This window comes from Pseudonocardia halophobica (assembly GCF_050948485.1).
Classification (GTDB): Bacteria; Actinomycetota; Actinomycetes; order Mycobacteriales; family Pseudonocardiaceae; genus Pseudonocardia; species Pseudonocardia halophobica.
This window is the reverse complement of record NZ_CP192046.1, coordinates 5,615,270-5,639,701: the sequence shown is the minus strand read 5'-3', so window position 1 is coordinate 5,639,701 and position 24,432 is coordinate 5,615,270. Positions and strand designations below refer to the sequence as shown.

Here is a 24,432-nt window from a genome sequence, read left to right as displayed (position 1 = left end):
GCGCTCACCCCTGCACCCATCCCTTGAGGCGGCCGTCACCGCGGTCGTCGTCCCGGTCCGGGCCGTCGGGCCGCGGCCAGCCGCGGCCGCGCTGCTCCCAGCGCCGCTGCTTGCCGGCGAGGGCCCCCTGCACCGCCTGGGAGACCCAGGAGTTGAGCGAGACGCCCTGCTGGGCCGCGGCCTGCTCGGCCTGCGCCTTGATCTGCTCGACGAGCCGGAGCGTGATCCGGCTGATGTCGCCGGCGTCGCCCGGGCCGGGCGGGGTGAAGCGCGGCGTCTCGTGCTCCTGCTCGTGCTCGGTGCCCGAGACGGCCACGCGGACGTCCCGCCCGTCGAGGCGCACCTCGACGGTGCGGTCGCCGAGCGCCTCGGTGACCTCGGCGGCCAGGTCGGAGAGGGCGTTCATGACGGCCAGCCGGGCCGCGGGTTCGATCGCCGCGCCGAGGAGCGCGGCCGTGCGCTGGGTCTGCTCGTCGCCCGCGGCGGCGGCGGACGCGAGGTCCTCCCGCAGCTGTGCGACGTACTGGCCGATGTCCATGACGCCACTATGGCGTCATCACTGACATCACGCAACCGTCGTCGCGCTGTCAGGCTGACGCCGGGCCGGTTCCGTCGGTCCCGCCGGTTACGCTGCCGACCATGCCGCAGACCGTCCCGCCGAAGGTCCAGCTCGTCGCCAAGACCGAGTTCTTCCCGCCGGCCGACGTGCCGTGGGAGACCGACGCCGACGGTGGACAGGCGCTCGCCGAGTTCGCCGGCCGGGCCTGCTACCAGTCCTGGAGCAAGCCCAACCCGCGCACCGCGACCAACGAGGGCTACCTGCGGCACATCCTCGAGGTCGGGCACCTGTCCGTGCTCGAGCACGGCACGGTCAGCTTCTACCTGACCGGCATCTCGCGCAGCCTCACGCACGAGCTGATCCGGCACCGGCACTTCTCGTACTCGCAGCTGTCGCAGCGGTACGTGCCGGAGCGCGACGCGGCGATGGTCGAGCCCGAGGTCATCGCGGACGACCCCGAGCTCCACCAGATGTTCCTCGACGCCGCCGAGGCCTCGATGAAGGCGTACGAGCAGCTCCTCGAGGGCCTGGAGAAGCGGTTCGCCGACGTCCCGAACGCCACGCTGCGTCGCAAGCAGGCCCGGCAGGCGGCGCGGGCGATCCTGCCCAACGCCACGGAGACCCGGATCGTGGTCACCGGCAACTACCGCGCCTGGCGGCACTTCATCGGCATGCGTGCCACGGAGCACGCGGACGTGGAGATCCGCGCGCTCGCGATCGAGTGCCTGCGGCGGCTGCAGGCCGAGGTCCCGAACGTCTTCAACGACTTCGACATCCAGAAGCTCGACGACGGGACCGAGATCGCCAGCAGCCCGTTCGTCACGGAGGGCTAGCAGTGCCGCCCGACCAGTGACACCGGAGGGCCAGCAGCGCTGCGAGCGGTCTCAGATCGACGGCCACTGCTCCAGTAGGGTCGGATCCCCGCCGGCGTGCAGCGTCACCGGGTCCCGGCGCCGCCACAGGGCGAGGACGATCTCGGAGGCCGTGCCGCGCATCGTCGTCACGGGCCCGCGGTGCGGCAGGTCCCGGGTGAGCCGCTCGCCGGTGTCGGTGATCTCGACCGCCACCGTGGTCGGGGTGGGCGGCGCCGACCCCGCCGCGAGCCCGGTCGCGACGAACACGTCGAGGTACTCGGCGATCCCGTCGCGAGCCAGGGCGGTGTCGATCGACGCCGGCTCCCCGGGCACGCCGGTCTGGGCGTCCCAGCGGTGCACCGCGAACTCGTGCGCAGCCCGGCGCTGCCAGAACGCGGCCGTGTCCGGCGCGACCGACCAGTTCGGCGCGGGGGCCGCGGGGTCGGTGTCGCGCAACGTCCGCACGAGGGCGTCGAGGTCGGCGTCCCAGGTCCGCAACGCCTCGTCGGGCGGGACGGGCGGGATCTCCTCGGGTGCCGTTCCCGCGAGCACGTCGCGCACCCAGCGGGCGAAGCCGGTCGCGTGGGCGAGCAGGTCCGCGCCCGTCCACTCCGGGCACGAGCGGAGCTTCTCCGCCGCGCCCGCCCTGGCTGCAGCGCCGAGCGCCCGGCCCTCGGTCGCCACCGCCGTCGTGAACCCCCCGAATTCATGACAACCAAGGTGTCATCTCCGCCTGCCGGGCGCAACGGGCGCCCCGCCGCTAGCGTGACGCCGGTGAGCCTTGCGACCGACGAGCGCGCCGCCCTGTCCGACACCCTGGAGAAGCTCGGCCCCGACCGCCCGACCTTGTGCGAGGGCTGGACCACGCGGGACCTGCTCGCGCACCTGCTCGTCCGGGAGCGGCAGCCGTGGGCGGCGCCCGGCATCGTCGTGCCGGCCCTGCAACCGCTCACGCAGAAGGGCATGGCGGGGTACGCCGGCACCTCGTGGGAATCGATGATCGGCGAGCTGCGCGAGGGCGCGCCGCCGTGGTCGCCCTACCGGATCGGCAAGGTCGACGAGGTCGCCAACGGCGCCGAGTTCTTCGTGCACCACGAGGACGCCCGTCGCGGCGAGCCCGGCTGGGAGCCCCGGCCGTCCGACTCCGAGCGCGACGAGCAGCTCTGGGCGCTGGCCACGCGGACGGGCCGGCTCCTGCTGCGCCGCAGCCCCGTCGGCGTCGTGCTGCGCCGGCCGGAGGGCGCCGCACACGTGATCAAGACCGGGCCCGGCCTGGTCATCCTGGTCGGCGACCCCGGCGAGATCGTCCTGCACCTCTTCGGCCGTGACGCCGCCCGGGTCGAGGTGGAGGGGCTCGTCACGGACGTCGAGGTGTACGAGAGCGTGGGCCGCGGGCTGTAGGGCGGTACCGTCACCCCCATGAGCCCCTCCTCCGCGCAGGCCCTGCCCCCGGGCCGCCCGTTCGGCCAGGTGCTGACGGCGATGGTCACGCCCTTCGACGCGGAGGGCGAGCTGGACCTGGCGAAGGCGGAGGAGCTGGCCACCCACCTCGTCGACCTGGGCAACGACGGGCTGATCGTCAACGGGACCACCGGTGAGGGCCCGACGACGTCGGACACGGAGAAGTCGGAGCTGGTCCGGGCCGTGGTGAGCGCGGTGGGCGACCGCGCGACGATCGTCGCCGGCGCGGGCACCTACGACACCGCGCACAGCATCCACCTGGCCCGCGAGGCGGAGAAGGCGGGCGCGCACGGGCTGCTCGTCGTCACCCCGTACTACTCGCGGCCGCCGCAGAACGGGCTGCTCCTCCACTTCACCGCGGTCGCCGACGCGACCGAGCTGCCCGTGATGCTCTACGACATCCCGCCGCGCTCCGTGGTCCCGATCGAGCTGGACACGCTGCAGCGGCTCGCTCAGCACCCGCGGATCCTCGCGGTGAAGGACGCGCGCAACGACCTGCGCGTCGGCACCGAGGTGCTCGCCACCACGACGCTCGCCTACTACTCGGGCGACGACCCGGTGAACCTGCCCTGGTTGTCGGTCGGGGCCGTCGGGTTCGTCTCGGTGATCGGGCACGTCGTGGCGGACCGCCTGCGCGTCATGCTCGAAGCCTTCGAGGCCGGCGAGCACGACCGGGCCCGCAACCTGCACTACGCCATGATCCCGCTGCTCCGCGGCATGGGCCGGGTCGGCGGCGCGGTCTTCTCGAAGGTGGCGCTGCGCCTGCGGGGGATCGACGTCGGCGAGCCCCGGCTGCCCCTGCCGCCCGCGACCGAGGAGCAGGTCGCGCTGATCGCGGCGGACCTGATGGCCGGCGGCGTCGCACTCGACCCCGACCGCGTGCCGCACGGCCGTCCCGCCCACTCCGGACACGGAGCGTTGGGCACCCGCACGGACACCGACCTGGGGGCCGAGGTCGCCTACCGCTGACCCGGCCCCTCCGACCAGCGCCGATGTTCGCTCCGCACGCTCCGCTCAGCGCCGGAGTTCGCTCCGCGAGCTCCGCTCAGCAAGAAGAGGCACATACCACGTGAGTCGTCCCTCCTCCCGCAACGACCGTCGTCGCCGATCGGGACGCCGGGAGCGCGGTCCCGAGCGCCCGCCGCTGCCGCCGGAGATCACCAACCCGACCGAGCTGCCCCCCGGGCCGCCGCCCGCGCTCCCCGAGGGCGGCCTGCGCGTCTACGCCCTCGGCGGCATCGGTGAGATCGGCCGGAACATGACGGTCTTCGAGTACGGGGACCGGCTGATGGTCGTCGACTGCGGCGTGCTGTTCCCGTCCGAGGACTCGCCCGGCGTCGACCTGATCCTCCCGGACTTCCGGGCGATCGAGCACCGGCTCGACGACATCGACGTCCTCGTGCTCACCCACGGCCACGAGGACCACATCGGCGCCGTCCCGTTCCTGCTGCGGCAGAAGCCGGACCTGCTCGTCGTCGGGTCGCGGTTCACGCTCGCCCTGGTCGCCGCCAAGTGCAAGGAGCACCACCTCACCCCGCACCTGCTGGAGGTGAAGGAGGGCGACCGGCTGCACCACGGGCCGTGGGACTGCGAGTACTTCGCGGTCAACCACTCGATTCCCGACGCGCTGGCCGTCGCCATCCGCACGCCCGCGGGCCTGGTCCTGCACACCGGCGACATCAAGCTCGACCAGCTCCCGCTGGACGACCGGCTCACCGACCTCGCCGGCTTCTCGCGGCTGGGCGACGAGGGCGTGGACCTGTTCGTGGTCGACTCGACGAACGCGGACGTCCCCGGCTTCGTCACGCCGGAGCGTGAGATCGGCCCAGTGATCTCGGACGTCTTCGCCAAGGCCCCGTCGCGGATCATCGTCGCCTGCTTCGCCAGCCACGTGCACCGCGTCCAGCAGGTGCTCGACGCCGCCGCGGAGCACGGCCGCAAGGTCTGCTTCGCCGGCCGCTCGATGGTCCGCAACATGGGCCTCGCGGGCGAGCTGGACCTGCTCAACGTGCCGGAGGGCCTGCTCGTCGACCTCGACGAGGCCATGCAGCTGCCCGACGAGCAGCTGGTCCTGATCTCCACCGGGTCGCAGGGCGAGCCGCTCTCGGCGCTGTCCCGGATGGCCCGCGGCGACCACCGCAGCGTGGTGATCCGCCCGGACGACACGGTGATCCTGGCCAGCTCGCTGATCCCGGGCAACGAGACCGCGGTCTTCGCGGTGATCAACGGCCTGACCCGGCTCGGCGCCAAGGTCGTGCACCAGGGCAACGCGAAGGTGCACGTGTCCGGGCACTCGCCGGCCGGTGAGCTGCTGTTCCTCTACAACGCGGTGCGGCCGTCGAACGTCATGCCGGCGCACGGGGAGTGGCGGCACCTGCGCGCCAACAAGGCGCTCGCGGTGGCGACCGGCGTGCCCGAGGAGAACGTCGTGATCGCCGAGGACGGCGTGGTCGTCGACATCGTCGACGGCAAGGCGGCGATCACCGGGCGGGTCGAGGTGGGCCGCGTGTACGTCGACGGGAACCTGGTCGGCGACATCGGCGAGGGCGTGCTCTCGGACCGGCTGGTGCTCGGCGAGGGCGGCTTCATCTCGATCACCGTGGCGATCGACGCCACCACGGGCCGCGCGGTCTCGCGCCCGACGCTCTCGGGCCGCGGCTTCTCCGACGACCCGAAGGCGCTCGACGCCGTCCTGCCGATGGTCGAGGACGAGCTGTCCCGCACCGAGAACGACGGCATCACCGACACCCACCGGGTCGCGCAGGCGGTCCGCCGGGTGGTCGGGAAGTGGGTGGGGGAGACGTACCGCCGCCGTCCCATGATCGTGCCGACGGTCATCGCGGTCTGAGCCCGGCGCGCCCCGGCTCCCGGTCTATGAGCCGGGTCCGGGGGTGCGTCGGTCACCGGTTTCGTCGGCCTCCGCGGCTACCGTGGGCGACATGGCAGGACGAGGGACGGCCGGGCGGGCCGTGGACGGGGCGGGCCTGCGGGCCGCGGCCGGGTCGGGTCGGAGCTCGCGGTCGTCCTCGTCGTCGCGCTCGCGGGCGTCCGCGTCCCGCTCGCGCGGCTCGTCGTCGTCGCGGTCACGCACGCCGGCGAAGCGCCAGCCCGCCCGCCGCCAGCCGGACCTGATCGACAAGGGGATCGACGCCGTGGGCCGCGGCGTCGTCCGGATGACCAAGTCGGCCGGCCGCGCCGCTGGCCGCACGCGCGAGATCGACCCCGCGCATCGCCGGGACGGGCTCGGGGTGCTGTTCATCGTGCTCGCGGTGATCTCCGCCGCGGGGATCTGGTGGGAGGCGGGCGGCCCGGTCGGCCGCGGGTTCTCGGCCGGCGTCGGGGCCGTGTTCGGCATCGCCGGCGTGCTGCTGCCGGTGATCCTGCTGGCCGTCGGCGTCGTGCTGATGACCACGCCGGCGCATCCCGAGGCGCGGCCGCGGATCGCCGTCGGCACGCTGCTGCTGGCCCTGGGCGTGCTCGGGCTGGTGCACCTGTTCTCCGGCTCGCCGGACGAGCCCGGGCAGTGGGCGTCCGGCGGCGGCGCGATCGGCTACGTCGCAGCCACCCCGCTGGCGAGCGGGCTCACGGCCTGGGTCGCGGTGCCGATCCTGCTGCTCGTCAGCTTCTATGCGCTGCTGGTGCTCACGGCCACGCCCGTGCGCGAGGTGCCCGACCGCGTGCGCCGGCTGCTCGGCCAGCCGGAGATCCACCCCGAGGGCGAGGAGGACCAGGCTCCCCTCGCCGAGGAGGAGCCCGCCGCCGGGGCCCCGCCGGCGCGCCGCCGACCGGCCCGCCGCCGGCAGGCGACGAGCGCCGAGGCCTTCAAGGACGACGTCGCCGGCCCCGCGGACGCCGCGGGCGACACGCCGCCGGCGGAGCCGGAGGAGGAGTACGTCCCGGTCGCGCCCAAGCCGAAGGCGAAGCGCCCGGACCCGGCCTCGATCGTGGCGACGCCGCCCGCGGAGGCCGTGCCCGCCGAGGGCGAGCAGATGTCGATGGCCATCCGCGAGCCCGTCGGCGAGGGCGAGTACACGCTGCCGCCGGCGGACCTGCTCGAGACCGGTCCCGCGCCGAAGGTCCGCTCGGCCGCGAACGACGAGATGATCGAGCGCATCACCGGGGTGCTCGACCAGTTCAACGTCGACGCGCAGGTCACGGGCTTCACCCGTGGCCCGACGGTCACCCGCTACGAGATCGAGCTGGGCCCGGCCGTGAAGGTCGAGAAGATCACCCAGCTGTCGAAGAACATCGCCTACGCGGTGGCCACGGACAACGTCCGCATCCTCGCGCCGATCCCGGGCAAGTCCGCGGTCGGCATCGAGGTGCCCAACTCCGACCGCGAGATGGTCCGGCTCGGCGACGTGCTGCGCTCCGGCACGGCGCGCAACGAGCAGCACCCCATGGTCATCGGCCTGGGCAAGGACATCGAGGGCCACTTCCTCTGCGCGAACCTGGCGAAGATGCCGCACCTGCTGGTCGCGGGCTCCACCGGTTCCGGCAAGTCCAGCTTCGTCAACTCGATGCTGGTCTCGCTGCTCTCCCGGGCCACGCCCGAGGAGGTCCGGATGATCCTCGTCGACCCCAAGATGGTCGAGCTCACGCCGTACGAGGGCATCCCGCACCTGATCACGCCCATCATCACCCAGCCGAAGAAGGCGGCGTCCGCGCTGGCCTGGCTGGTGGAGGAGATGGAGCAGCGCTACCAGGACATGCAGGCCAACCGCGTCCGGCACATCGACGACTTCAACCGCAAGGTCCGGTCCGGCGAGATCACCGCACCCCCGGGCAGCGAGCGGGAGTACCGGCCGTACCCGTACATCCTCTGCATCGTCGACGAGCTGGCCGACCTCATGATGACGGCCCCGCGGGACGTCGAGGACGCGATCGTCCGCATCACGCAGAAGGCCCGCGCGGCCGGCATCCACCTCGTCCTGGCGACCCAGCGGCCCTCGGTCGACGTGGTCACCGGCCTGATCAAGACGAACGTGCCGTCCCGGCTGGCGTTCGCCACGTCGTCGCTCACGGACTCGCGGGTCATCCTCGACCAGCCGGGCGCCGAGAAGCTGATCGGCATGGGCGACGGGCTCTACCTGCCCATGGGCGCCAGCAAGCCGATCCGCATGCAGGGCGCGTACATCTCGGACGAGGAGATCGCCGAGGTCGTCGGGTTCACCAAGGAGCAGGCCGAGCCGACCTACACCGAGGGCGTCACGGCGGCGAAGCAGGGCGAGGCCAAGGAGATCGACCCGGACATCGGGGACGACCTCGAGGTCCTCATCCAGGCCGCCGAGCTCATCGTGACCTCGCAGTTCGGCTCCACGTCGATGCTCCAGCGGAAGCTGCGCGTCGGGTTCGCGAAGGCGGGCCGGCTGATGGACCTGCTCGAGACGCGGGGGATCGTCGGGCCGTCCGAGGGCTCGAAGGCGCGCGACGTGCTCATCAAGCCCGAGGAGCTCGAGAACGTGATCTGGCTGCTGCGCGGCGGGGGTGGCGACGCCCCTTCCGAGGACGACGACTGAGGACGGTCGTTGAACCTTCTACCAGCGGGAACCGACCCGGCGGTGGTCGTTCGGCTCCGCTGAGCAGCCGTTCGGCGTGCGGCCGTGTGGGGGCGTTCACAAGAGGGCCGTCGGCGTCACCGGTTCGTGACCTTTTCTGACAGAGTGTTCGGCGGCCCGTGCCCGGGCCGTCTCCTCGTCGGAAGGTCATGGAGTGTTCTGGAGCAAGCGTGGGAAGGGTGCACGCCGGTCGGACACCGGTCGGAACGCGCTCGTGCCGATCCCGCTCACCGGCGGACTGCTGAGCGGGCAGGTCCAGGACGGCGAGGGGCGGCCGCTGGCCGGGGCGCAGGTCTCGGTCCTCGACCGCGCCAGCACGCAGATCGTCAACGCCGACACGGACCCCTTCGGCTACTTCACCGCCGCGCTCGTCCCCGGGCAGTACCGGGTGCGCGCCGAGGCCGGCGGCTACCGGGGCAACGGCACCACGGTCGAGGTCGAGTGGGGCAAGCACGCCGAGGTCGGCGCGCTGACGCTCGCGCCGGACCAGTCGCTCACCCCGCCGCCGCCCGGCATCTACGACATCGACCCGGACCACTCGTCCGTCCGGTTCATCGCCCGGCACATCGGCATGTCGCGGGTCTACGGCCGGTTCAACCGCTTCCGCGGGCAGATCCGCATCGCCGAGCCCTTCGAGGACTCCGCCGTCGACGTCGTGATCGACGCCGTCAGCGTCGACACCAACGTCGAGGCCCGGGACACGCACCTGCGGTCGCCGGACTTCCTCGACGTCGAGCGCTTCCCGCAGCTGCGCTTCTCCAGCACCCGGTTCCGCCGCGGCCCCGGCAACCGCTGGATCGTCGACGGCGACCTCACGCTGCACGGCCTGACCAGCGACGTCCAGCTCGACGTCACCTTCCTCGGCATGGAGGAGTGGAACGGCCGGCGCGCCGGTGCCGTGGCCACCGCCGAGCTGCACCGCGAGCACTTCACGCTCAACTGGCAGCAGATGGTCAACCGCGGCGTGCCCGTCGTCGGCTCGACGATCGAGATCAACCTCGACGTGCAGGCGGTCGTGCAGCAGTAGCCGCGCCCGCGAAGGTGTGCTGGCGCCAAGCCTCGTAGACCGCGACGGCCGCGGCGTTGGCGAGGTTCAGCGACCGGGACCCGGGGACCATCGGGAGCCGGACCCGCGCGCTGACCTGCGGGGCGTGGGCCACGTCGGTGGGCAGCCCGGTCGACTCCGAGCCGAAGAGCAGGACGTCGCCGGGCTCGTAGGCGACGTCGGTGTAGTCGCGGTCCGCGCCCGTCGTGAACGCGTACACGCGGGCGGGCGCCACCGCGGCCCACAGGTCGTCGATCGTGCGGTGCACCCGGAGCTCGGCGAGCTCGTGGTAGTCGAGGCCGGCGCGCCGGACGTTGCGCTCGTCGAGCGCGAAGCCCAACGGCTCCACCAGGTGCAGCTCGGCGCCGGTGTTGGCCGCGAGCCGGATCGCGCTGCCGGTGTTGGGCGGGATCTCGGGGGCGTGGAAGGCGATCCGGAACACGCGCCCTTCGTAGCAGGCGGCATGCGGTCGTGGGGGAACCGGATCAGCCGTCGGGGCGCTCGGCCAGCCACTCGGTCGCGGTGAGCCCGGCGAGCTCGCGGAAGTCCCGGGCGAGGTGGGCCTGGTCGGCGTAGCCGCAGACCGCGGCCGTGTCGGCGAGGGCCGGGCGCGCGGGACCGCGCAGCAGGTCGCAGGCCCGCTCGAAGCGGATCACCCGCGCGGCCGACTTCGGGGCGAGGCCGATCTCGTCGCGGAACCGCAGGGCCAGGTGCCTGCGGCTCCAGCCGATCTCGCGGGCGAGCTCCTCGATCCGCAGCGTGCCGCCGGTTCCCGCCAGCCGGTCCCAGGCGTGCACGACCTCCGGGTGCGGGTCCGGGCGGCGGGCGTCGGCGGCGAGCCGGCTGAACGCGGCGTCGAGCAGCGCGAACCGGCTCGCCCAGGTCGGGGCCTCCGCGAGGCGCTCGACGAGCACGTCGGCCCGCCGGCCGAGGAGGTCGCCGAGCCCGACGACGTCGCCGGCCAGGGCACTCGCCGGGGCGCCGAGCAGGGTGCGCGCGCCGAGCCAGGTCAGCCGCAGCTGCAGGCCGGTCTGCGCGGGCCCCGTGGCGATCACGGCGGGGCGGTCGTGCAGCCCGCCGACCATGCCGCGGAACGAGCCGGGGGACCGGGCGGGATCGGGCGTGCGCAGGACGTCGACGACGCCGTCCAGGCACAGCAGGAAGGTCAGGTGCCCGCCCGGGACGCCCATGTGCGTGCCGGGGGCCGACGCGGGCATGCGGTAGCCGCTGTACAGGTCGACGAGCGGGCGCAGCGCCGGAGCCGGCCGCGCCCACACCAGCTCCGAGCCGCCCTCGGGGCGGGTCGGGTCGGACATGGTCCGAGGGTATCGCCGCTGCTCAACGCCCCGCACCCCACGACCCGCACCCGCCCTCCCACGAATCGCGCTGCAGCCCCAGCGAGTCGCACTCCAGCCCCCGACGAGTCGCGCTGTCGCCTCCCGCGATTCGCGCCCTGCCCTCCCGCGAGTAGCGCCGGGTCCTTCCGCGAGTCGGGACCTCCAGCACCGCGAGTCGGCAGCTCCGGCAGCGCGAGTCGCGAGCTACTGCCGGTTCATCCCAGCTCGGCGGCCCGGTGGGCTCCGTGCTGCCGCAGCCAGTCGACGAGCTCCGCGGCCGCGGCGCGCTCGGCGGCGTCGAGCGGGGTGAGCCGCTCCCACGGCGGCAGCATGTCCTGGTCGGCTCCGCGGTCCAGCAGGTACTCGGCCGCGTCGAGGCTCCCGCCGTGGCAGGCGTACCAGAACGCGACGTCGACGTCGTCGGGCCGCGGTGGGTGCTCCTCGTACTCGGCGACCAGGAGGTCGACCATGCCGAGCGCGGCGGCCTCGGCGGGGCGGGGCGTCGCACCCCGTTCGACGAGCCGGCGCGCGGCGGCGTGCTGCCCGAATGCGACGGCGTCGGAGAGGGGTGTGCCAGCGGCGATCACCGCACCGTCGGCGTCGATCGCGGCGCCGGCGTCGAGCAGGGCGTCGAGCAGGGGGACGTCGTCGTTGCTGGCGGCCCAGTGCAGGGCGGTCTCGCGGTGCGCGCCGACGAACCGGGCGTCGACGTCCGCGCCCGCCGCCACGAGCATCCTCGCCATCTCGGGTCCGGCCGGGCGGTTGCCGGGCCAGTCCGCGACGACGTGCAGCAGCGTTCGCGCGCCGTCGGGACGGGCGGTGGCGAGGTCGGGCTCGGCCGCGAGCAGGCGGCGCAGCGCCTCCGCGTCGCCGGCCCGGATCGCGGCGACGGCCTGCTCCTCGGCCTCGGTCATGCGGTCGATCCTGCCCGCCGGTCTCCCCGCATGTGCATCCCGGACGCCCGAAACTCCCGACTCGCGCTGCCGGAACTCCCGACTCGCGCTGCCAGAACTGCCGACTCGCGGTGCTGGAAGTCCCGACTCGCGGGGTCAGAGGGTGAGCATCATGCGGACGTTGCCGAGGGTGTTGGGCTTGACGTGGGCGAGGTCGAGGAACTCCGCCACACCGGCGTCGTAGGAGCGCAGCATCGCGTTGAACACCTCCTGCGACACGGGGGTGCCGTCGATCTCGGCGAACCCGTGCCGGGCGAAGAAGTGTCGCTCGAAGGTGAGTACGAAGAGCCGCTTGAGCCCCAGCTCACGGGCCCCGTCGATCAGCGCCGACACGATGGCGTGCCCCGCCCCGCGGCCGAGCACCTTGGGGTGCACCGCGACCGTGCGGATCTCGCCGAGGTCCTCCCACAGCACGTGCAGCGCGCCGCACCCGACGACCTCGCCGTCGATCTCCGCGACCAGGAACTCCTGCACCGCCTCGTAGAGGGTGACGATCTCCTTGGCGAGCAGCACCTTGCCCGCGTAGTTGTCCACGAGAGACTTGATCGTCGTCACGTCGGCGGTGCGGGCCCGCCGGACGGCCACCGCTGCCATGGCGGTGGAGCGTAGATCATGCGAGCTGCCGTCTACCCTGTGACTCGTGAGCTCCCGAGACGCCGCGCCCCGCCGGGCCGCCCTGCTGACACTGGGCTGCGCCCGCAACGAGGTCGACTCCGAGGAGCTCGCCGGCCGGCTGGCCGGGAGCGGCTGGGAGCTGGCCGAGGCCGACGAGGCGGACGTGATCGTGGTGAACACGTGCGGTTTCGTCGAACAGGCCAAGAAGGACTCGATCGACACGCTGCTCTCGGCGTCGGACGTGGCGAAGGGCCGCGGCGCCAAGGTGGTCGCGGTCGGCTGCATGGCCGAGCGGTACGGCAAGGAGCTGGCCGACAGCCTCCCCGAGGCCGACGCCGTCCTGGGCTTCGACGCCTACCCGGACCTCGCCGAGCGCCTGGGGGACGTGGTCGCGGGCCACACCCCCACCCCGCACGTGCCCGTCGACCGGCGCACCCTGCTCCCGATCTCGCCGGTACAGCGCCCGGAGGCGAGCGTCGACGTCGCGATCCCGGGCCACGCCTGGGTCCCCGACATCGCGCGCCGCCGGCTGAGCACGGGCCCGGTCGCGAGCCTCAAGCTGGCCTCGGGCTGCGACCGCCGCTGCGCGTTCTGCGCCATCCCGTCCTTCCGCGGCTCGTTCGTGTCGCGCCACCCGGACGAGGTGCTCGCGGAGGCCGCATGGCTCGCCCGGGACGGGGTACGGGAGCTCGTGCTGGTCAGCGAGAACTCGACGTCGTACGGGAAGGACCTTCCCGGCGGCACTCGCGCGCTGGTCGACCTGCTGCCCCGGCTGGCCGCGATCCCCGGGATCGAGCGCGTGCGGGTCAGCTACCTGCAGCCCGCCGAGACCCGTCCCGACCTGCTCCAGGTCGTCGCGGCCACGGACGGGGTCGCGCCCTACTTCGACCTGTCCTTCCAGCACGCGTCGAATCCGGTCCTGCGGCGGATGCGCCGCTTCGGCTCCCGCACCGACTTCCTCGACCTCTGCGCGCGCATCCGCGCCGTCGCGCCCGAGGCGGGCATCCGCAGCAACGTGATCGTCGGGTTCCCCGGGGAGACCGAGGAGGACCTCGCCGAGCTGGAGGCCTTCCTGACGGGCGCCCGGCTCGACGCCGTCGGCGTGTTCGGCTACTCGGACGAGGAGGGCACCGAGGCGGCCGGCTACGACGGCAAGGTCGACCCGGCGGAGGTCGCCGCGCGCGTCGAGCGGATCTCCGCGCTGGTCGACGAGCTGATGACGCAGCGGGCCGAGGAGCGGATCGGCACCGAGGTCGTCGTGCTGGTGGAGACGGCCGAGTCGGAGACCGAGGACGCCACCGGACGTGCCGCGCACCAGGCCCCCGAGGTCGACGGCGAGTGCGTGTTCGTCTCCGGCGAGCTCGACGGCGAGCCCCTCGAGGTGGGCGCGTTCGTGCGGGCCGAGGTGGTCGACTCCGAGGGGGCGGACCTCGTCGTCGAGGCCCGCGAGGTCGTGGTCCCGGCGGCCGCCGGCCTCGTGACCGTGGGAACGGCGGGATGAGCGCCGCGGGCGGCGGGGGAGCGCGATGAGCGCGGTCCCGGCCGAGGAGCCCGTCGCCTCGCCGGAGAACGCGGTCCCGCTGCTGAACCTCGCCAACGTGCTCACCGGCGTCCGGCTGCTGCTCGTCCCCTTCTTCCTGCTCGCCCTGCTGCACCTCGACGGCACGGACCTGGCCTGGCGGCTCGTCGCGGCCCTGCTGTTCGCCGTCGCCGCGATCACCGACCGGTTCGACGGCGAGATCGCGCGCAAGCGGGGGCTGGTCACCTCGTTCGGCAAGATCGCCGACCCCATCGCCGACAAGGCGCTGATGGGCGCGGCCCTGGTGGGGCTGTCGGTGCTGGGGCTGCTGCCCTGGTGGGTCACCGTCGTGATCATGGGTCGCGAGATCGGCGTGACGCTGCTGCGCTTCTGGGTGATCCGGCACGGGGTGATCCCGGCGAGCAAGGGCGGGAAGCTGAAGACGCTCGTCCAGATCTTCGCGATCGGCGTCTACGTGCTGCCGCTGACGCTCCTGCTGCCCTCCGCGGCCGGTGCGGTCGAGGTCGTCCGGTGGACGCTGATGGCGGTGGCGATCGTCCTCACCGTGGTGACCGGCCTGGACTACGTGGTGCGCGCGGTCCGGCTGCGCGCCGCGGCCCGGGCGGCGCTGCGCCGCGCCTGAGCGCCGCTGTTCGCCCACGGCGGACGTGTCGGGCGCCGCGCTGCGGCGACGCGGGCGGCCCGGACTCGGTACGGTGGGAGCACCCCGTCCCCCGGACGGGGTTGCTCGGGTCCGACGAGGAGGGTGGGCGCATGGCTCTGCTGCTGCGTGAGGCGATCGGTGGCAGCCTTCGGCGTGCCCGCACCCTGCGGAAGCGCACCCTGCGCGACGTCTCCCGCGCAGCCCGGGTCAGCCTCGGCTACCTCTCGGAGGTCGAGCGCGGCCGCAAGGAGCCCTCGAGCGAGCTGCTGGCGTCGATCTGCGAGGCGCTCGACGTCGCCCTGCCGGACCTGCTCGCCGAGGTCATCAGCGAGATGACGCGGGACGAGCAGCTGGAGTTCGTCGGCCGCAACGAGACCCTGGTCCCGATCGGGCAGCGGCACACCGACCTGCGCCTGGCCCCCGTGCGCACCGGCGCCCCGCTCGGCGGCAGCCGCCCCGGCGCCCCGGTCGCCTCCGCGGCCTGATCCGGCGCCGGGTTCCCGGCCGCCTGAGATCCGCCTGTGGGTGGAGTGCGCCCACTGCTGTCCGGTTCGTCCGATCTCCCCGTACTGCGCCGCCCGGGCCCGGTAGCCTGGGACCCGGGTCGCCCCGAGGGCGGCCTCCGGACGATCCCCGATATCGTCCGCACGCGGTGGCACCCGAGGCCGTGGCGATGCCACGATGGGCGCAAGAGCACCGCTCGGCGGTCGCGGGGGGACACACGCGGGCCGCTCGGTGGAGGCGGTACCCGGTTCGCACTCGGAGGTAGGCGGAGCAGATGGCCAACGGTTTCACGAAGGCCTGGAAGTACCTGATGGCCCTGTTCTCGTCGAAGGTCGACGAGTACGCGGACCCGAAGGTGCAGATCCAGCAGGCCATCGAGGACGCACAGCGCCAGCACCAGGCGCTCTCGCAGCAGGCGGCGGCCGTCATCGGCAACCAGCGCCAGCTGGAGATGAAGCTCAACCGGCAGCTGGGGGAGATCGAGAAGCTGCAGGCGTCGGCGCGCCAGGCGCTGGTCCTCGCCGACCAGGCGCGGGCCCAGGGCGACGAGCAGAAGGCGCAGCAGTACGAGCAGGCCGCGCAGGCCACGGCCACCCAGCTGGTCACGGCCGAGCAGTCGGTCGAGGACCTCAAGACGCTGCACGACCAGTCGATCGGCGCCGCCGCGCAGGCCAAGCAGGCCGTGGAGCGCAACTCGATGATGCTGCAGCAGAAGATCGCCGAGCGCACGAAGCTGCTCAGCCAGCTCGAGCAGGCGAAGATGCAGGAGCAGGCCGCGGCCTCGCTGCGGCAGATGACCGAGCTCTCGGCGCCCGGCAACACGCCGTCGCTGGAGGAGGTCCGGGACAAGATCGAGCGGCGCTACGCCAACGCGATCGGCTCGGCGGAGCTGGCCCAGAACTCGGTCCAGGGCCGGATGCTCGAGGTGCAGCAGGCGACCGTCGACATGGCGGGCGCCAACCGGCTGGAGCAGATCCGCGCGTCGATGGCCGGCACCCCGATCTCCGGGTCGGAGGAGAAGCCGACCCAGCAGATCCCGGCGGCCCCGCAGAGCACCCCGCAGGGGCAGCAGCAGCCCGGCACCGCCTGACGGTTCCCGATCGGACGCCGCCCCTCCCGCGCGGGAGGGGCGGCGTCCGGCGTTCTCGGCGTCCGTCCTTCAGCGCCGGACCGGGCGACGGGTGCGGGCGGGCCGCGGGGCGGGGCCGGGCTGGCAGCGGGGGCACCAGTAGGCGACCCGGGCGTAGACGCCGTCGCCCTGCTCGGCGACCCGGATGCGGGTGCCGCAGCGGCGGCAGGGCCGGCCGCCGCGCTCGAAGACCCAGTGCGCCTCGGCGGGGTGCAGCGAGCCGGTGGTGGTCTGCTCCGGCCGGTCGGCGTTGTTCAGCAGCAGCGTGCGGGCCAGCGCGACGACGCCGGGCAGGTCCGGGACGTCCCGCACGAGCGTCCACGGCGAGAGCCCGAGCAGGAAGCAGATCTCGGTCTTGTAGAGGTTGCCGACGCCGGCCATGACCCGCTGCTCCAGCAGCGCCAAGCCCAGCTCGTGGTCGGCGCGGGCGGTGAGCCGGCGCAGCGCCTCCGCCTCCTGCTCCGGCCCCCAGGCCGGGTCGAGCAGGTCGGGACCGAGGTGTCCGACGAGCCGGGACTCCTCCGCGGTCGGCAGCAGCTCGAGGTCGTGCAGCGCGAACCCCACGGCCACCCGCTCCGGCACCTCCAGCACCGCGCGGGCCTCGTAGCCGGGCCGCCGCCACCGCATGCCGGGGCGGTACAGGTGCCACGCGCCGTCCATGCGGAAATGGCTGTGCAGGCTGCGCCCGTCGTCGAACCGCGTGAACAGGTGCTTGCCCACCGACGCGACGCCGACGACCCCGAGCCCCGCCAGGTCGACGCCCGCGAGCCGGGGGTGCCGGATCTCACCGCGCAGCAGGACGTGCCCGGTGAGCGCCCCGTTCAGACGCTTCCCGGCCAGGTGGACGGTGTCGCCCTCAGGCACCCCCCGACGCTACCGCCGCGGCCCCGCCGGCGCGCTCGGTCGCGGCGGGAGGGGCGCACGCTGTGCCACCATGGTCCCGTGACCGGGGGAGCGGACAGGCGCAGCGGACTGCTGCTGCTCGGGCTGCTCCTCACGGGGTGGGCCCTCGTGGCGGCCGAGCCGAGCGTGCTGCTCGGTGTCGTCGGTGCCGCGCTCTGGGCGATCGGGCTGGTGCGGCACGCGTCGGCCGTCCTGCGGGCGACCTCCGCCTGCAGCCCTGCGGCGGCCCGCCGGCACCGGCACCGCCGCGCCTCCCGCTCGCGGGTCCTCCGCCAGCTCGACCCGGACGCGCCGGGTCGCACGCGCGCACGCGCACCGTCGGGTCTCCTCCCGGCGGTGTAGTCCCCACGTGGCGCCGCCGGGCTCTCGCCTGGCCGAGAACCCGACTCCCTCCCGCTCCGGGAGGTGGAGGTGGACCGTGCTCGACTTCCTCTACTACCCCGTGTCCGCCGTCATGTGGTTCTGGCACCAGGCGTTCGGCCTGGTCCTGGGCCCGAGCAGCGGCGTGGCGTGGGCCCTGTCCGTGGTGTTCCTGGTCCTGACCCTGCGCGCGCTGATGATCAGGCCGGTGCTGAGCCAGATGCGCTCCGCCCAGCGCATGCGCCGGATCGCCCCGCAGCTCGCCGAGCTCAGGACGCGGCACGGCCGCGACAAGCAGAAGCTCGCCGAGGAGACGATGAAGCTCCACCGCGAGCACGGCGTCTCGCCGCTCGGCTCGTTCCTCCCGGTGCTCGTGCAGATCCCGGTGTTCGTGGCACTGCTGCACGTGCTGCGCTACTTCAACCGACCCGGCCTGACGTTCGACCGGAACGCCGCGATCCCGAACTACGTCTTCGGCCCGGACGAGGTGCGGTCCTTCCTCGAGGCCCGGCTGTTCGGGGCCCCGCTCTCCGCCTACGTCTCGATGCCACAGGGCCTGCTGGACTCCTTCGGCGCGCCCGTCGACCGGATCTCGGTGGTCGCCGTCGCCGTGCCGCTGATGCTGCTCGCGGCCGTCGCGACGCACGTCACCGCGCGGCGGTCCCTGCGGCAGCAGCAGCCGGCGACCGACCCGCAGACGGCCCGGATCGCAGGCGTCATGAGGCTGACGCCGTGGCTCTTCCCGCTCGGCGCGATCGTCGGCGGCCTGTTCTTCCCGTTCCCGATCGCGATCCTCGTCTACTGGCTGACCAGCAATGCGTGGACTCTCGGGCAGCAGCACGTGATCGGCCGGATCATCGAGCGCGAGCAGCCGCCGGCCCCGGTCCGTGCACCCGTCCGCACCCCGGCCGTCGCCCCGCGTCCGGGGCAGAAGCCGATCCGCAAACCTGGGGCGACGGCGGCCCGGGCCCGGCGGGGCGCCTAGGGTCGGATGGGTGAGCACGTTCCGAACCGCCCGCCTGGCGGCCGTGGTGGCCGTGGCCCTCGCCGCGCTCGCGGGGTGCGGCGAGTCGAGCACCCACGCGGCGAGCTCGGGCGACGACGGCGCACCCAGCCTCACCCTCCCCGCCCTGCGGACCAAGCTCGCCTCGATCTCCCTCGACGAGTGCGCCACGAAACCGGCCGAGCAGATCTACCCGGACTGTGCGCGGTTCGTCCGCGAGGTGCAGAACGTGGTGCCCGCCGCGCGCGCCGAGGCGCGCGAGGTGGCCTCGCCGCAGGCACTGGCGAAGGCGGCCGACGCCGTCGACGGGGCGGTCAACCGGTTCACCCAGGACCAGTGCATCCCCGTCGGCGCCCCGCCCGGCCCGGCGTCGGCGTGCGGGCCCGACCTGGCCTCGATGCAGGAGGCGCTCCGGGCGCTCGTCGCCGCCGTCGGCCGGTGATCTGTCCGCTTCGTCACCTGCGAAAACGCCCGATCGGGACGTTCACGTACCGCTGCCGGGTGGTCGTGCTCACCTCGCCAGAATGTTCCGCGGTCGACGGCGGAGGACGGTGGGGATGAAGGTGACGCGACGGTGGGGCTCCACCGCGCTGGGGGTCGCGACCGTGGTCGTGCTCGGTCTGGGGGTCCTGGTGGGCAGCCACCCGAGCGCGGCGGCCGGCGCGTTCGGGGCGGACGGGCTCGCTCCCGTCGCCGGGCTGCCCACGGTCGACGCCGCGCCCGCCCCCGTCGTCCACATCACGCCGGACCAGGGCACGCCGCTGAACCCGACCCAGCCGATCACCGTGAGCATCGCGGACGGCACAGCGCAGGCCGTGCACGTCACGAACACGGCGACCGGCAAGGCCGTCGACGGGACCCTCGCGCCGGACGGCCACACCTGGACCTCCACCGGCGACCTCGCCTACTCGGCCACCTACGCCGTGGCCGTCGACACGCTCGACCGCGACCAGGCGCCCGGCCACACGGACGGCACCGTCGCGACCGTCGACCCGAAGGCCGAGGCCTACCCGTCGTTCATCCCGGCGCCGAACTCGGTGCCGACGGTCGGCGTCGGACAGCCGATCGTGGTGCGGTTCGACCACGCGATCACGGACCGCGCGGCCGCCGAGAAGGCGCTCACGGTGACCTCCAGCCCGGCACAGGCCGGCAGCTGGTACTGGATCTCGGACACCGAGGTGCACTACCGGCCGCAGCAGTACTGGAAGCCGGGCACCACGCTGAGCGTCGAGGCCGACCTCTACGGCGTGGACCTCGGCGCCGGCACCTACGGCTCCACCGACCGCACCATGACGGTGAAGGTGCACGACAGCTGGGTCGCCAAGGCCGACGGCGCCACCGAGCAGATGCAGATCTTCGACGACGGCCAACTGGTCAAGACGATGAACATCAGCCTCGGCTCGCCCGGCTTCCCGTCCCACACCGGCCCGCACGTCATCTCGGACAAGCAGCCGTCGATCATCATGGACTCCTGCACCTACGGCGTGTGCCAGGGCCAGCCCGGCTACTACCGGGAGAAGGTCGACCTCGACGAGCGGATCTCCAACGACGGCGAGTTCGTCCACTCCGCACCGTGGTCCGTCGGGCAGCAGGGCAGCTCCAACGTGTCGCACGGCTGCGTCAACCTCGCGCCGGCCGACGCCCAGTGGTTCTTCGACCACTTCGGCATCGGCGACGTCGTCGAGATCACCAACTCGGGCGGCCCGCCGCTGCCGGTCTACGACACCTACGGGGACTGGGAGCTGAGCTGGGCGGACTGGAAGGCCGGCTCGGCCCTGTAGTCCCGCAGGTCGGGCTCGCGCGTCATCCGCCAGTAGTCGACGATCCGCCACGGCAGCGCGGAGACCACGCGGCCCGCGGCGTTGCGGTACCAGTTCCGCATGCCGGGGTGGGTCCAGATCATGGCCTCGTGCGCCTCGTCGTGGCGCCGCACGTAGTCCGCCTCCACCTCGGGCCGCACCTCGACCGTACCGATGCCCCGCTCGGCCATCGTGACCAGCAGGTCCACGATGTACCGGACCTGGCACTCGGCGATGGTGATGTAGCTGCCGCCGTGCCCCAGGACGGTGCCCGGGCCACAGGTCAGGAACATGTTCGGGAAGTCCGGCACGGTGATGCCGAGGTGGGCGTGCGCGTCCTCCGGGCCCCAGACCTCGTCGATCCGGCGGCCGGAGCGCCCGCGGACCTCGATCGGCCACAGCACGCGGTGCGTGTGGAAGCCCGTCGCGAGCACGACCACGTCGGCCTCGACCTCGGTCCCGTCGGCGCCGCGGACCCCGGTCTCCGTCACCTCGGCCACGGCCTCGGTGAGCAGGGTGACGTCCTCCCGCCGCAACGCCGCGAACCAGCCGTTGTCCAGCAGCATCCGCTTGCCGAAGGGCGGGTAGTCCGGCAGCGCCTTCGCGACGAGATCGGGCCGGCCCGCCAGCTCGGCCTCCAGGTACCGGGTGAACACGCGCCGGTGGCCGTCGTTGAGGGCGTTGACCGAGCGCTCGGGGTGCTCCCACGCCGGGTCCTTCTGCAGCCCGGGGTGCACGCGGTCGTTGGTGTTCCAGGCGAGCCGGGTGCGGTACCACAGCCGGTAGAAGGGCACGTTCTCCACGAGGTACCGGGCGCCCCCGGGGACGGGGGAGAAGTAGACCTCATTGGGCGCGACCCACTGCGGCGAGCGCTGGAAGACGGTCAGGTGCGCCACCCGCTCGGCGACCGCGGGCACGACCTGCATCGCGCTCGCGCCCGTGCCGATCACCACGACCCGCTTCCCGGTCAGGTCGAGGTCGGCGGGCCACTCGGCGGTGTGGAAGAGCGGCCCGCGGAAGCGGTCCAGGCCGGGGATCGGCGGGATCTTCGGGCGGTTGAGCTGCCCGGTCGCGGTGATCACGACCTCGGCGGCGAGCTCCTCGCCGGCCGCCGTCCGGACCGTCCAGCGCCCGTCCGCCCAGGTCGCGGCCACGACCTCGGTGCCGAAGCGGATCCGGTCCCGCAGGTCGTGCCGGTCGGCGACCGCGCGCAGGTACTCCCACACCTCGTCGCGCTTGCCGAAGTGGGTGGTCCAGTCGCGCGGCGCGAAGGAGTACGAGTACAGGTGGCTGGGGGTGTCGACGCCCGCGCCGGGGTAGGCGTTCTCCAGCCAGGTGCCGCCGACGTCGGCGTTCTTCTCCAGGACGACGTGCTCGATCCCGGCCTCGGCGAGCCGGATCGACGCGAGCATGCCGGACACGCCGGCGCCGATCACGATCGCCCGTGGGGCGCCCTCCGGGGCCCGGCGCACCGCGACCGGGGCGAAGCCCATGTCCTCGGCGGTCATCTCGGCGTACTCGAGCGGCACGTCCTCGCCGACAGCCACGCTCATGATCTCGGCGAGCGTCTCGCCGGTCGGCGCGGGCACCGCGACCGGCGCCCCGTCGGCCCAGGCGCACACGGCGTCGGCCGCGGCGGCCCGGATCTCGGCCCGGATCTCCGGCGGGAAGCCGCCCGGGTCGTTGTCCTCCATCCCGCGGCTGCGGGTGGGTCGGTAGGGGTCGGCGAGCCAGCGCCGGTCGCCCGTCAGCTGGTACAGCACCGCGACCAGCGACGGGAGGTTCGCCTCCTCCAGGGCCGCGACCAGCGCGGCACGGTCGATCGGCGCGCGCTCCGGCGCGAACGGCACGAACCCCATTGGCGGACCTCCTCGTCGGCGAAAGCCTAACCGCGGTTAGGCAGATGGGGAAGATCGTCCGGCGACAAGGGCCTTGACGGGTGTCGAGGACCACTCCATGCTCCCCACCGACACCTAACCGCGGACAGGGAGACAGCGATGGAGCTGACCGAGGCGATGCGCACGACCGGCACCTGCCGGTACTTCACCCCGGACCCCGTGCCCGACGAGGTGCTCCACCGCGCGTTCGACGCCGCCCGCTTCGGGCCGCAGGGCGGCAACCGGCAGCCGCTGCGCTGGGTCGTGGTCCGCGACCCGGAGCGCAAGCGCGCGCTCGCCGACCTCTACCTGCCGCCGTGGAAGGCCTACCTGGCCGGGGTCGGGATCGGCGACGTCCGCGTCGGGGCCGTGCCCAAGGCCGTCGCCGACGCCGACCACTTCGCCGAGCACCTCGCCGACGCCCCCGCGATCGTGGTGGTCTGCGCCGAGCTCGACGGGCTGCACCCGACCGACCACGAGCTCGGCCGGCTGTCCGTGGTCGGCGGCGCGTCGATCTACCCGACCATGCAGAACTTCTGCCTGGCGCTGCGCGACCAGGGCGTCGCGTCCGCCGTCACCACCCTGCTCTGCCACTCCGAGCCCGAGGTGCGCAAGCTGCTCGACATCCCGGACGGCATCATCACCGCCGCGCACGTCGCGATCGGCTACCCGGCCAAAGGCTTCCCCCGCAAGCTCAGCCGCGGACCGGTCGAGGACACCGTCTTCGCCGACACCTACGGCTCCCCGCTGTTCGCATGAGCCTCGCCGACCAGTACACCCGCCCGCTGGCCCGCGCCACGATCGGCGACCAGCTGCGGCGGCACGCCCGCACCCGGCCCGCGGCGGTCGCCGTCGTCGGGTACACCGCGGACGGGGCCCGGTCCGAGACCACCTACGCCGAGCTGGACCGCCGGGCGAACCGGTACGCGCACCTGCTGCGCGGGCTCGGGATCGGCCGCGGGGACGTGGTCGCGTCGATGGCGCCCAACTCCGTCGACGTCGTGGCCGCGTACTACGGCGCGCTCAAGCTCGGCGCGGCGTTCACCGGGATCAACCCGCTGCACCGCGCCCCGGAGGTCGCGCACCAGCTCGGGCACGCCGAGCCCCGGGTCGTGCTGGCCGCGCCGGCGTTCGCCGAGCTGGTCGGGAGCGTGCTGCCCGCCGGGACGACTCTGGTCGGGTACGGCACCGAGCTGCCCGCGGAGGACACCGAGCCCCGGGCCGAGGTCGACGAGCACGACGTCGCGATGCTCGTCTACACCTCGGGCACCGAGGCCACGCCCAAGGGCGTGCTGATCCCGCACCGCAACTACCTGATCTCGACGGCGCCGGCGTGGAGCTGGGGCCTGCGCACCGGGCCGGACGACACCTGGCTGTTCGTGATGCCCTTCCACACGATCGCCGGGCTCGGCTCGATGACCACGCTGACGCTCATGGGCGCCACGCTGGTGCTGCCCGCGACCACCGACCCGGCCCGCTCGCTGGAGATCATCGCCCGCGAGCGCGTCACGGTGATCGCCCAGACCCCCACCTTCTACCTCGCCCTCGCCGGTCAGGCCGGGTTCGGCGCCGACGCCGTCGGTGCCGTCCGGCGGTGCATGACCTACGGCGGCCAGGTCGCGCCGCACGCGATCTCGGCGTGGGCCGCGGCCGCACCCGGCGTCGTCTGGGGGACGTACTGGGGCCAGTCCGAGCTGTCCCAGCTGGGCACCGTGGGCTGGTTCCGCACGCTCGACGACGTCCCGGACCACGACCCGACCTGGATCGGCACCCCGGTCTCGCACCTGGAGATCCGGGTCGTCGACGCCGAGGGGAACGACGCCGAGGTCGGCGAGCTGCTGTGCCGAACGCCGTCGGTCATGCTCGGCTACCACCGCGACCCCGCGCGGACCGCCGAGGTCATGGCCGACGGCTGGGTGCACACCGGCGACATGGTCCGGGTCGACGCCGCGGGCAACCTCTTCTTCCGCGACCGGCTCAAGGACGTGATCAAGTCCGGTGGGATGAACGTGTCGTCGCAGGAGGTCGAGCGGGTGCTGCACGAGCACCCCGGCGTGCTGCGGGCGGCGGTCGTCGGGAAGCCGGACGAGTACTGGTCCGAGGCCGTCACCGCGTTCCTGATCCCGCAGGAGGGCGTGGCCGTCGACCCGGACGACGTGATCGCCTTCTGCAAGGAGCGGATGGCCGGCTACAAGGTGCCCAAGGCGGTGCACGTGGTGGCCGAGCTGCCCGTCGACCCCCAGGGCAAGATCCTCAAGCGGAAGCTGCGGACGGTGCCCGTGTGAGGAGTGA

24 protein-coding genes are annotated in these 24,432 nt (G+C 73.6%); 16 read left to right on the top strand and 8 right to left on the bottom strand.

Translation table 11 applies throughout. The features are described from left to right. Positions 1–4: 4 nt before the first annotated feature. On the bottom strand, positions 5–538 hold the full coding sequence (locus ACQP04_RS26725) for a toxin-antitoxin system HicB family antitoxin (protein WP_433503317.1): 534 nt from the start codon (positions 536–538) through the stop codon (positions 5–7). 101 nt (positions 539–639) lie between these two features. On the opposite strand from ACQP04_RS26725, the gene thyX reads away from it, so the two are divergent. Continuing rightward, complete coding sequence (gene thyX, locus ACQP04_RS26720; protein WP_433503316.1) at positions 640–1,392, top strand: FAD-dependent thymidylate synthase; 753 nt, start codon at positions 640–642, stop codon at positions 1,390–1,392. A gap of 51 nt (positions 1,393–1,443) precedes the next feature. Here the strand turns inward: thyX and ACQP04_RS26715 are convergent, their stop codons facing one another. Then, the gene (locus ACQP04_RS26715; RefSeq protein WP_433503315.1) at positions 1,444–2,097 is read right to left on the bottom strand and encodes a maleylpyruvate isomerase family mycothiol-dependent enzyme; all 654 of its coding nucleotides are present in this window, start codon (positions 2,095–2,097) and stop codon (positions 1,444–1,446) included. A gap of 90 nt (positions 2,098–2,187) precedes the next feature. Here ACQP04_RS26715 and ACQP04_RS26710 point away from each other — a divergent pair, with 90 nt between their 5' ends. The 5 genes from ACQP04_RS26710 to ACQP04_RS26690 all read left to right on the top strand — a co-directional run bounded on the left by ACQP04_RS26710 (position 2,188) and on the right by ACQP04_RS26690 (position 9,459). Further along, on the top strand, positions 2,188–2,814 hold the full coding sequence (locus ACQP04_RS26710; protein ID WP_433503314.1) for a TIGR03085 family metal-binding protein: 627 nt from the start codon (positions 2,188–2,190) through the stop codon (positions 2,812–2,814). 18 nt (positions 2,815–2,832) lie between these two features. Continuing rightward, the gene (gene dapA / locus ACQP04_RS26705) at positions 2,833–3,843 is read left to right on the top strand and encodes a 4-hydroxy-tetrahydrodipicolinate synthase (protein ID WP_433503313.1); all 1,011 of its coding nucleotides are present in this window, start codon (positions 2,833–2,835) and stop codon (positions 3,841–3,843) included. Between the two features lie 175 nt (positions 3,844–4,018). Beyond that, entirely contained in the window at positions 4,019–5,722 is a 1,704-nt protein-coding gene (locus tag ACQP04_RS26700; RefSeq protein WP_433508438.1) for a ribonuclease J, read from the top strand. A gap of 91 nt (positions 5,723–5,813) precedes the next feature. Continuing rightward, positions 5,814–8,393: a DNA translocase FtsK 4TM domain-containing protein gene (locus tag ACQP04_RS26695; protein WP_433503312.1), complete on the top strand. Its 2,580-nt coding sequence runs from the start codon at positions 5,814–5,816 to the stop codon at positions 8,391–8,393. Positions 8,394–8,586: 193 nt separating this feature from the next. Continuing rightward, positions 8,587–9,459: a YceI family protein gene (locus ACQP04_RS26690; protein WP_433503311.1), complete on the top strand. Its 873-nt coding sequence runs from the start codon at positions 8,587–8,589 to the stop codon at positions 9,457–9,459. Here the strand turns inward: ACQP04_RS26690 and ACQP04_RS26685 are convergent. From ACQP04_RS26685 to ACQP04_RS26670, 4 genes are all read right to left on the bottom strand, one after another. After that, positions 9,425–9,919 (bottom strand): tRNA (cytidine(34)-2'-O)-methyltransferase, encoded by a 495-nt coding sequence (locus ACQP04_RS26685; protein WP_433503310.1) that lies wholly within the window; start codon positions 9,917–9,919, stop codon positions 9,425–9,427. The genes ACQP04_RS26690 and ACQP04_RS26685 overlap by 35 nt on opposite strands. 43 nt (positions 9,920–9,962) lie before the next feature. After that, positions 9,963–10,793 (bottom strand): helix-turn-helix transcriptional regulator, encoded by an 831-nt coding sequence (locus ACQP04_RS26680; RefSeq protein WP_433503309.1) that lies wholly within the window; start codon positions 10,791–10,793, stop codon positions 9,963–9,965. A 236-nt stretch (positions 10,794–11,029) separates the two neighbouring features. Continuing rightward, complete coding sequence (locus ACQP04_RS26675) at positions 11,030–11,728, bottom strand: ankyrin repeat domain-containing protein (RefSeq protein ID WP_433503308.1); 699 nt, start codon at positions 11,726–11,728, stop codon at positions 11,030–11,032. A 135-nt stretch (positions 11,729–11,863) separates the two neighbouring features. Further along, a complete protein-coding gene (locus tag ACQP04_RS26670; RefSeq protein ID WP_037052523.1) occupies positions 11,864–12,361 on the bottom strand; it encodes an amino-acid N-acetyltransferase in 498 nt (165 codons plus the stop codon). Between the two features lie 46 nt (positions 12,362–12,407). Between ACQP04_RS26670 and rimO the strand changes: the two genes are divergently transcribed. The 4 genes from rimO (at position 12,408) to ACQP04_RS26650 (ending at position 16,159) form a co-directional block, all read left to right on the top strand. After that, a complete protein-coding gene (gene rimO / locus ACQP04_RS26665) occupies positions 12,408–13,883 on the top strand; it encodes a 30S ribosomal protein S12 methylthiotransferase RimO (RefSeq protein ID WP_433503307.1) in 1,476 nt (491 codons plus the stop codon). Positions 13,884–13,908: 25 nt separating this feature from the next. After that, positions 13,909–14,544, top strand: a complete 636-nt coding sequence (pgsA, locus tag ACQP04_RS26660) for a CDP-diacylglycerol--glycerol-3-phosphate 3-phosphatidyltransferase (protein ID WP_433503306.1) — start codon at positions 13,909–13,911, stop codon at positions 14,542–14,544. 131 nt (positions 14,545–14,675) lie between these two features. Continuing rightward, positions 14,676–15,050, top strand: coding sequence for a helix-turn-helix domain-containing protein (locus ACQP04_RS26655; RefSeq protein ID WP_433503305.1), 375 nt, complete (start codon positions 14,676–14,678; stop codon positions 15,048–15,050). Positions 15,051–15,343: 293 nt separating this feature from the next. Further along, positions 15,344–16,159, top strand: a complete 816-nt coding sequence (locus tag ACQP04_RS26650) for a PspA/IM30 family protein (RefSeq protein ID WP_037052515.1) — start codon at positions 15,344–15,346, stop codon at positions 16,157–16,159. Positions 16,160–16,228: 69 nt separating this feature from the next. Here the strand turns inward: ACQP04_RS26650 and ACQP04_RS26645 are convergent, their stop codons facing one another. After that, a complete protein-coding gene (locus ACQP04_RS26645; protein WP_433503304.1) occupies positions 16,229–17,062 on the bottom strand; it encodes a DNA-formamidopyrimidine glycosylase family protein in 834 nt (277 codons plus the stop codon). A gap of 78 nt (positions 17,063–17,140) precedes the next feature. On the opposite strand from ACQP04_RS26645, the gene ACQP04_RS26640 reads away from it, so the two are divergent. The 4 genes from ACQP04_RS26640 (at position 17,141) to ACQP04_RS26625 (ending at position 20,245) form a co-directional block, all read left to right on the top strand. Further along, positions 17,141–17,443: a DUF6412 domain-containing protein gene (locus ACQP04_RS26640; RefSeq protein WP_433503303.1), complete on the top strand. Its 303-nt coding sequence runs from the start codon at positions 17,141–17,143 to the stop codon at positions 17,441–17,443. A 76-nt stretch (positions 17,444–17,519) separates the two neighbouring features. Beyond that, on the top strand, positions 17,520–18,446 hold the full coding sequence (yidC, locus tag ACQP04_RS26635; RefSeq protein ID WP_433503302.1) for a membrane protein insertase YidC: 927 nt from the start codon (positions 17,520–17,522) through the stop codon (positions 18,444–18,446). 10 nt (positions 18,447–18,456) lie between these two features. Continuing rightward, on the top strand, positions 18,457–18,906 hold the full coding sequence (locus tag ACQP04_RS26630; RefSeq protein ID WP_433503301.1) for a hypothetical protein: 450 nt from the start codon (positions 18,457–18,459) through the stop codon (positions 18,904–18,906). 115 nt (positions 18,907–19,021) lie between these two features. After that, complete coding sequence (locus tag ACQP04_RS26625; protein WP_433503300.1) at positions 19,022–20,245, top strand: L,D-transpeptidase; 1,224 nt, start codon at positions 19,022–19,024, stop codon at positions 20,243–20,245. Here the strand turns inward: ACQP04_RS26625 and ACQP04_RS26620 are convergent. After that, positions 20,191–22,122 (bottom strand): flavin-containing monooxygenase, encoded by a 1,932-nt coding sequence (locus tag ACQP04_RS26620; RefSeq protein ID WP_433503299.1) that lies wholly within the window; start codon positions 22,120–22,122, stop codon positions 20,191–20,193. The two genes, ACQP04_RS26625 and ACQP04_RS26620, sit on opposite strands and share 55 nt — an antisense overlap. Positions 22,123–22,260: 138 nt before the next feature. On the opposite strand from ACQP04_RS26620, the gene ACQP04_RS26615 reads away from it, so the two are divergent. Next, positions 22,261–22,899 (top strand): nitroreductase family protein, encoded by a 639-nt coding sequence (locus ACQP04_RS26615; protein ID WP_433503298.1) that lies wholly within the window; start codon positions 22,261–22,263, stop codon positions 22,897–22,899. Further along, positions 22,896–24,425, top strand: coding sequence for a class I adenylate-forming enzyme family protein (locus tag ACQP04_RS26610; RefSeq protein ID WP_433503297.1), 1,530 nt, complete (start codon positions 22,896–22,898; stop codon positions 24,423–24,425). Before ACQP04_RS26615 ends, ACQP04_RS26610 begins: the two co-directional genes overlap by 4 nt. The last annotated feature ends 7 nt before the right edge of the window (positions 24,426–24,432 follow it).

Bases quoted from the DNA above. Each gene is read 5' to 3' on its own strand.
- ACQP04_RS26620 (WP_433503299.1), bottom strand. From the start codon at position 22,122: ATGGGGTTCGTGCCGTTCGCGCCGGAGCGCGCGCCGATCGACCGTGCC.
- ACQP04_RS26615 (WP_433503298.1), top strand. From the start codon at position 22,261: ATGGAGCTGACCGAGGCGATGCGCACGACCGGCACCTGCCGGTACTTC.
- dapA (WP_433503313.1), top strand. From the start codon at position 2,833: ATGAGCCCCTCCTCCGCGCAGGCCCTGCCCCCGGGCCGCCCGTTCGGC.
- ACQP04_RS26695 (WP_433503312.1), top strand. From the start codon at position 5,814: ATGGCAGGACGAGGGACGGCCGGGCGGGCCGTGGACGGGGCGGGCCTG.
- ACQP04_RS26610 (WP_433503297.1), top strand. From the start codon at position 22,896: ATGAGCCTCGCCGACCAGTACACCCGCCCGCTGGCCCGCGCCACGATC.
- ACQP04_RS26625 (WP_433503300.1), top strand. From the start codon at position 19,022: ATGAAGGTGACGCGACGGTGGGGCTCCACCGCGCTGGGGGTCGCGACC.
- ACQP04_RS26655 (WP_433503305.1), top strand. From the start codon at position 14,676: ATGGCTCTGCTGCTGCGTGAGGCGATCGGTGGCAGCCTTCGGCGTGCC.
- ACQP04_RS26650 (WP_037052515.1), top strand. From the start codon at position 15,344: ATGGCCAACGGTTTCACGAAGGCCTGGAAGTACCTGATGGCCCTGTTC.
- ACQP04_RS26725 (WP_433503317.1), bottom strand. From the start codon at position 538: ATGGACATCGGCCAGTACGTCGCACAGCTGCGGGAGGACCTCGCGTCC.
- thyX (WP_433503316.1), top strand. From the start codon at position 640: ATGCCGCAGACCGTCCCGCCGAAGGTCCAGCTCGTCGCCAAGACCGAG.
- pgsA (WP_433503306.1), top strand. From the start codon at position 13,909: ATGAGCGCGGTCCCGGCCGAGGAGCCCGTCGCCTCGCCGGAGAACGCG.
- ACQP04_RS26680 (WP_433503309.1), bottom strand. From the start codon at position 10,793: ATGTCCGACCCGACCCGCCCCGAGGGCGGCTCGGAGCTGGTGTGGGCG.
- ACQP04_RS26675 (WP_433503308.1), bottom strand. From the start codon at position 11,728: ATGACCGAGGCCGAGGAGCAGGCCGTCGCCGCGATCCGGGCCGGCGAC.
- ACQP04_RS26670 (WP_037052523.1), bottom strand. From the start codon at position 12,361: ATGGCAGCGGTGGCCGTCCGGCGGGCCCGCACCGCCGACGTGACGACG.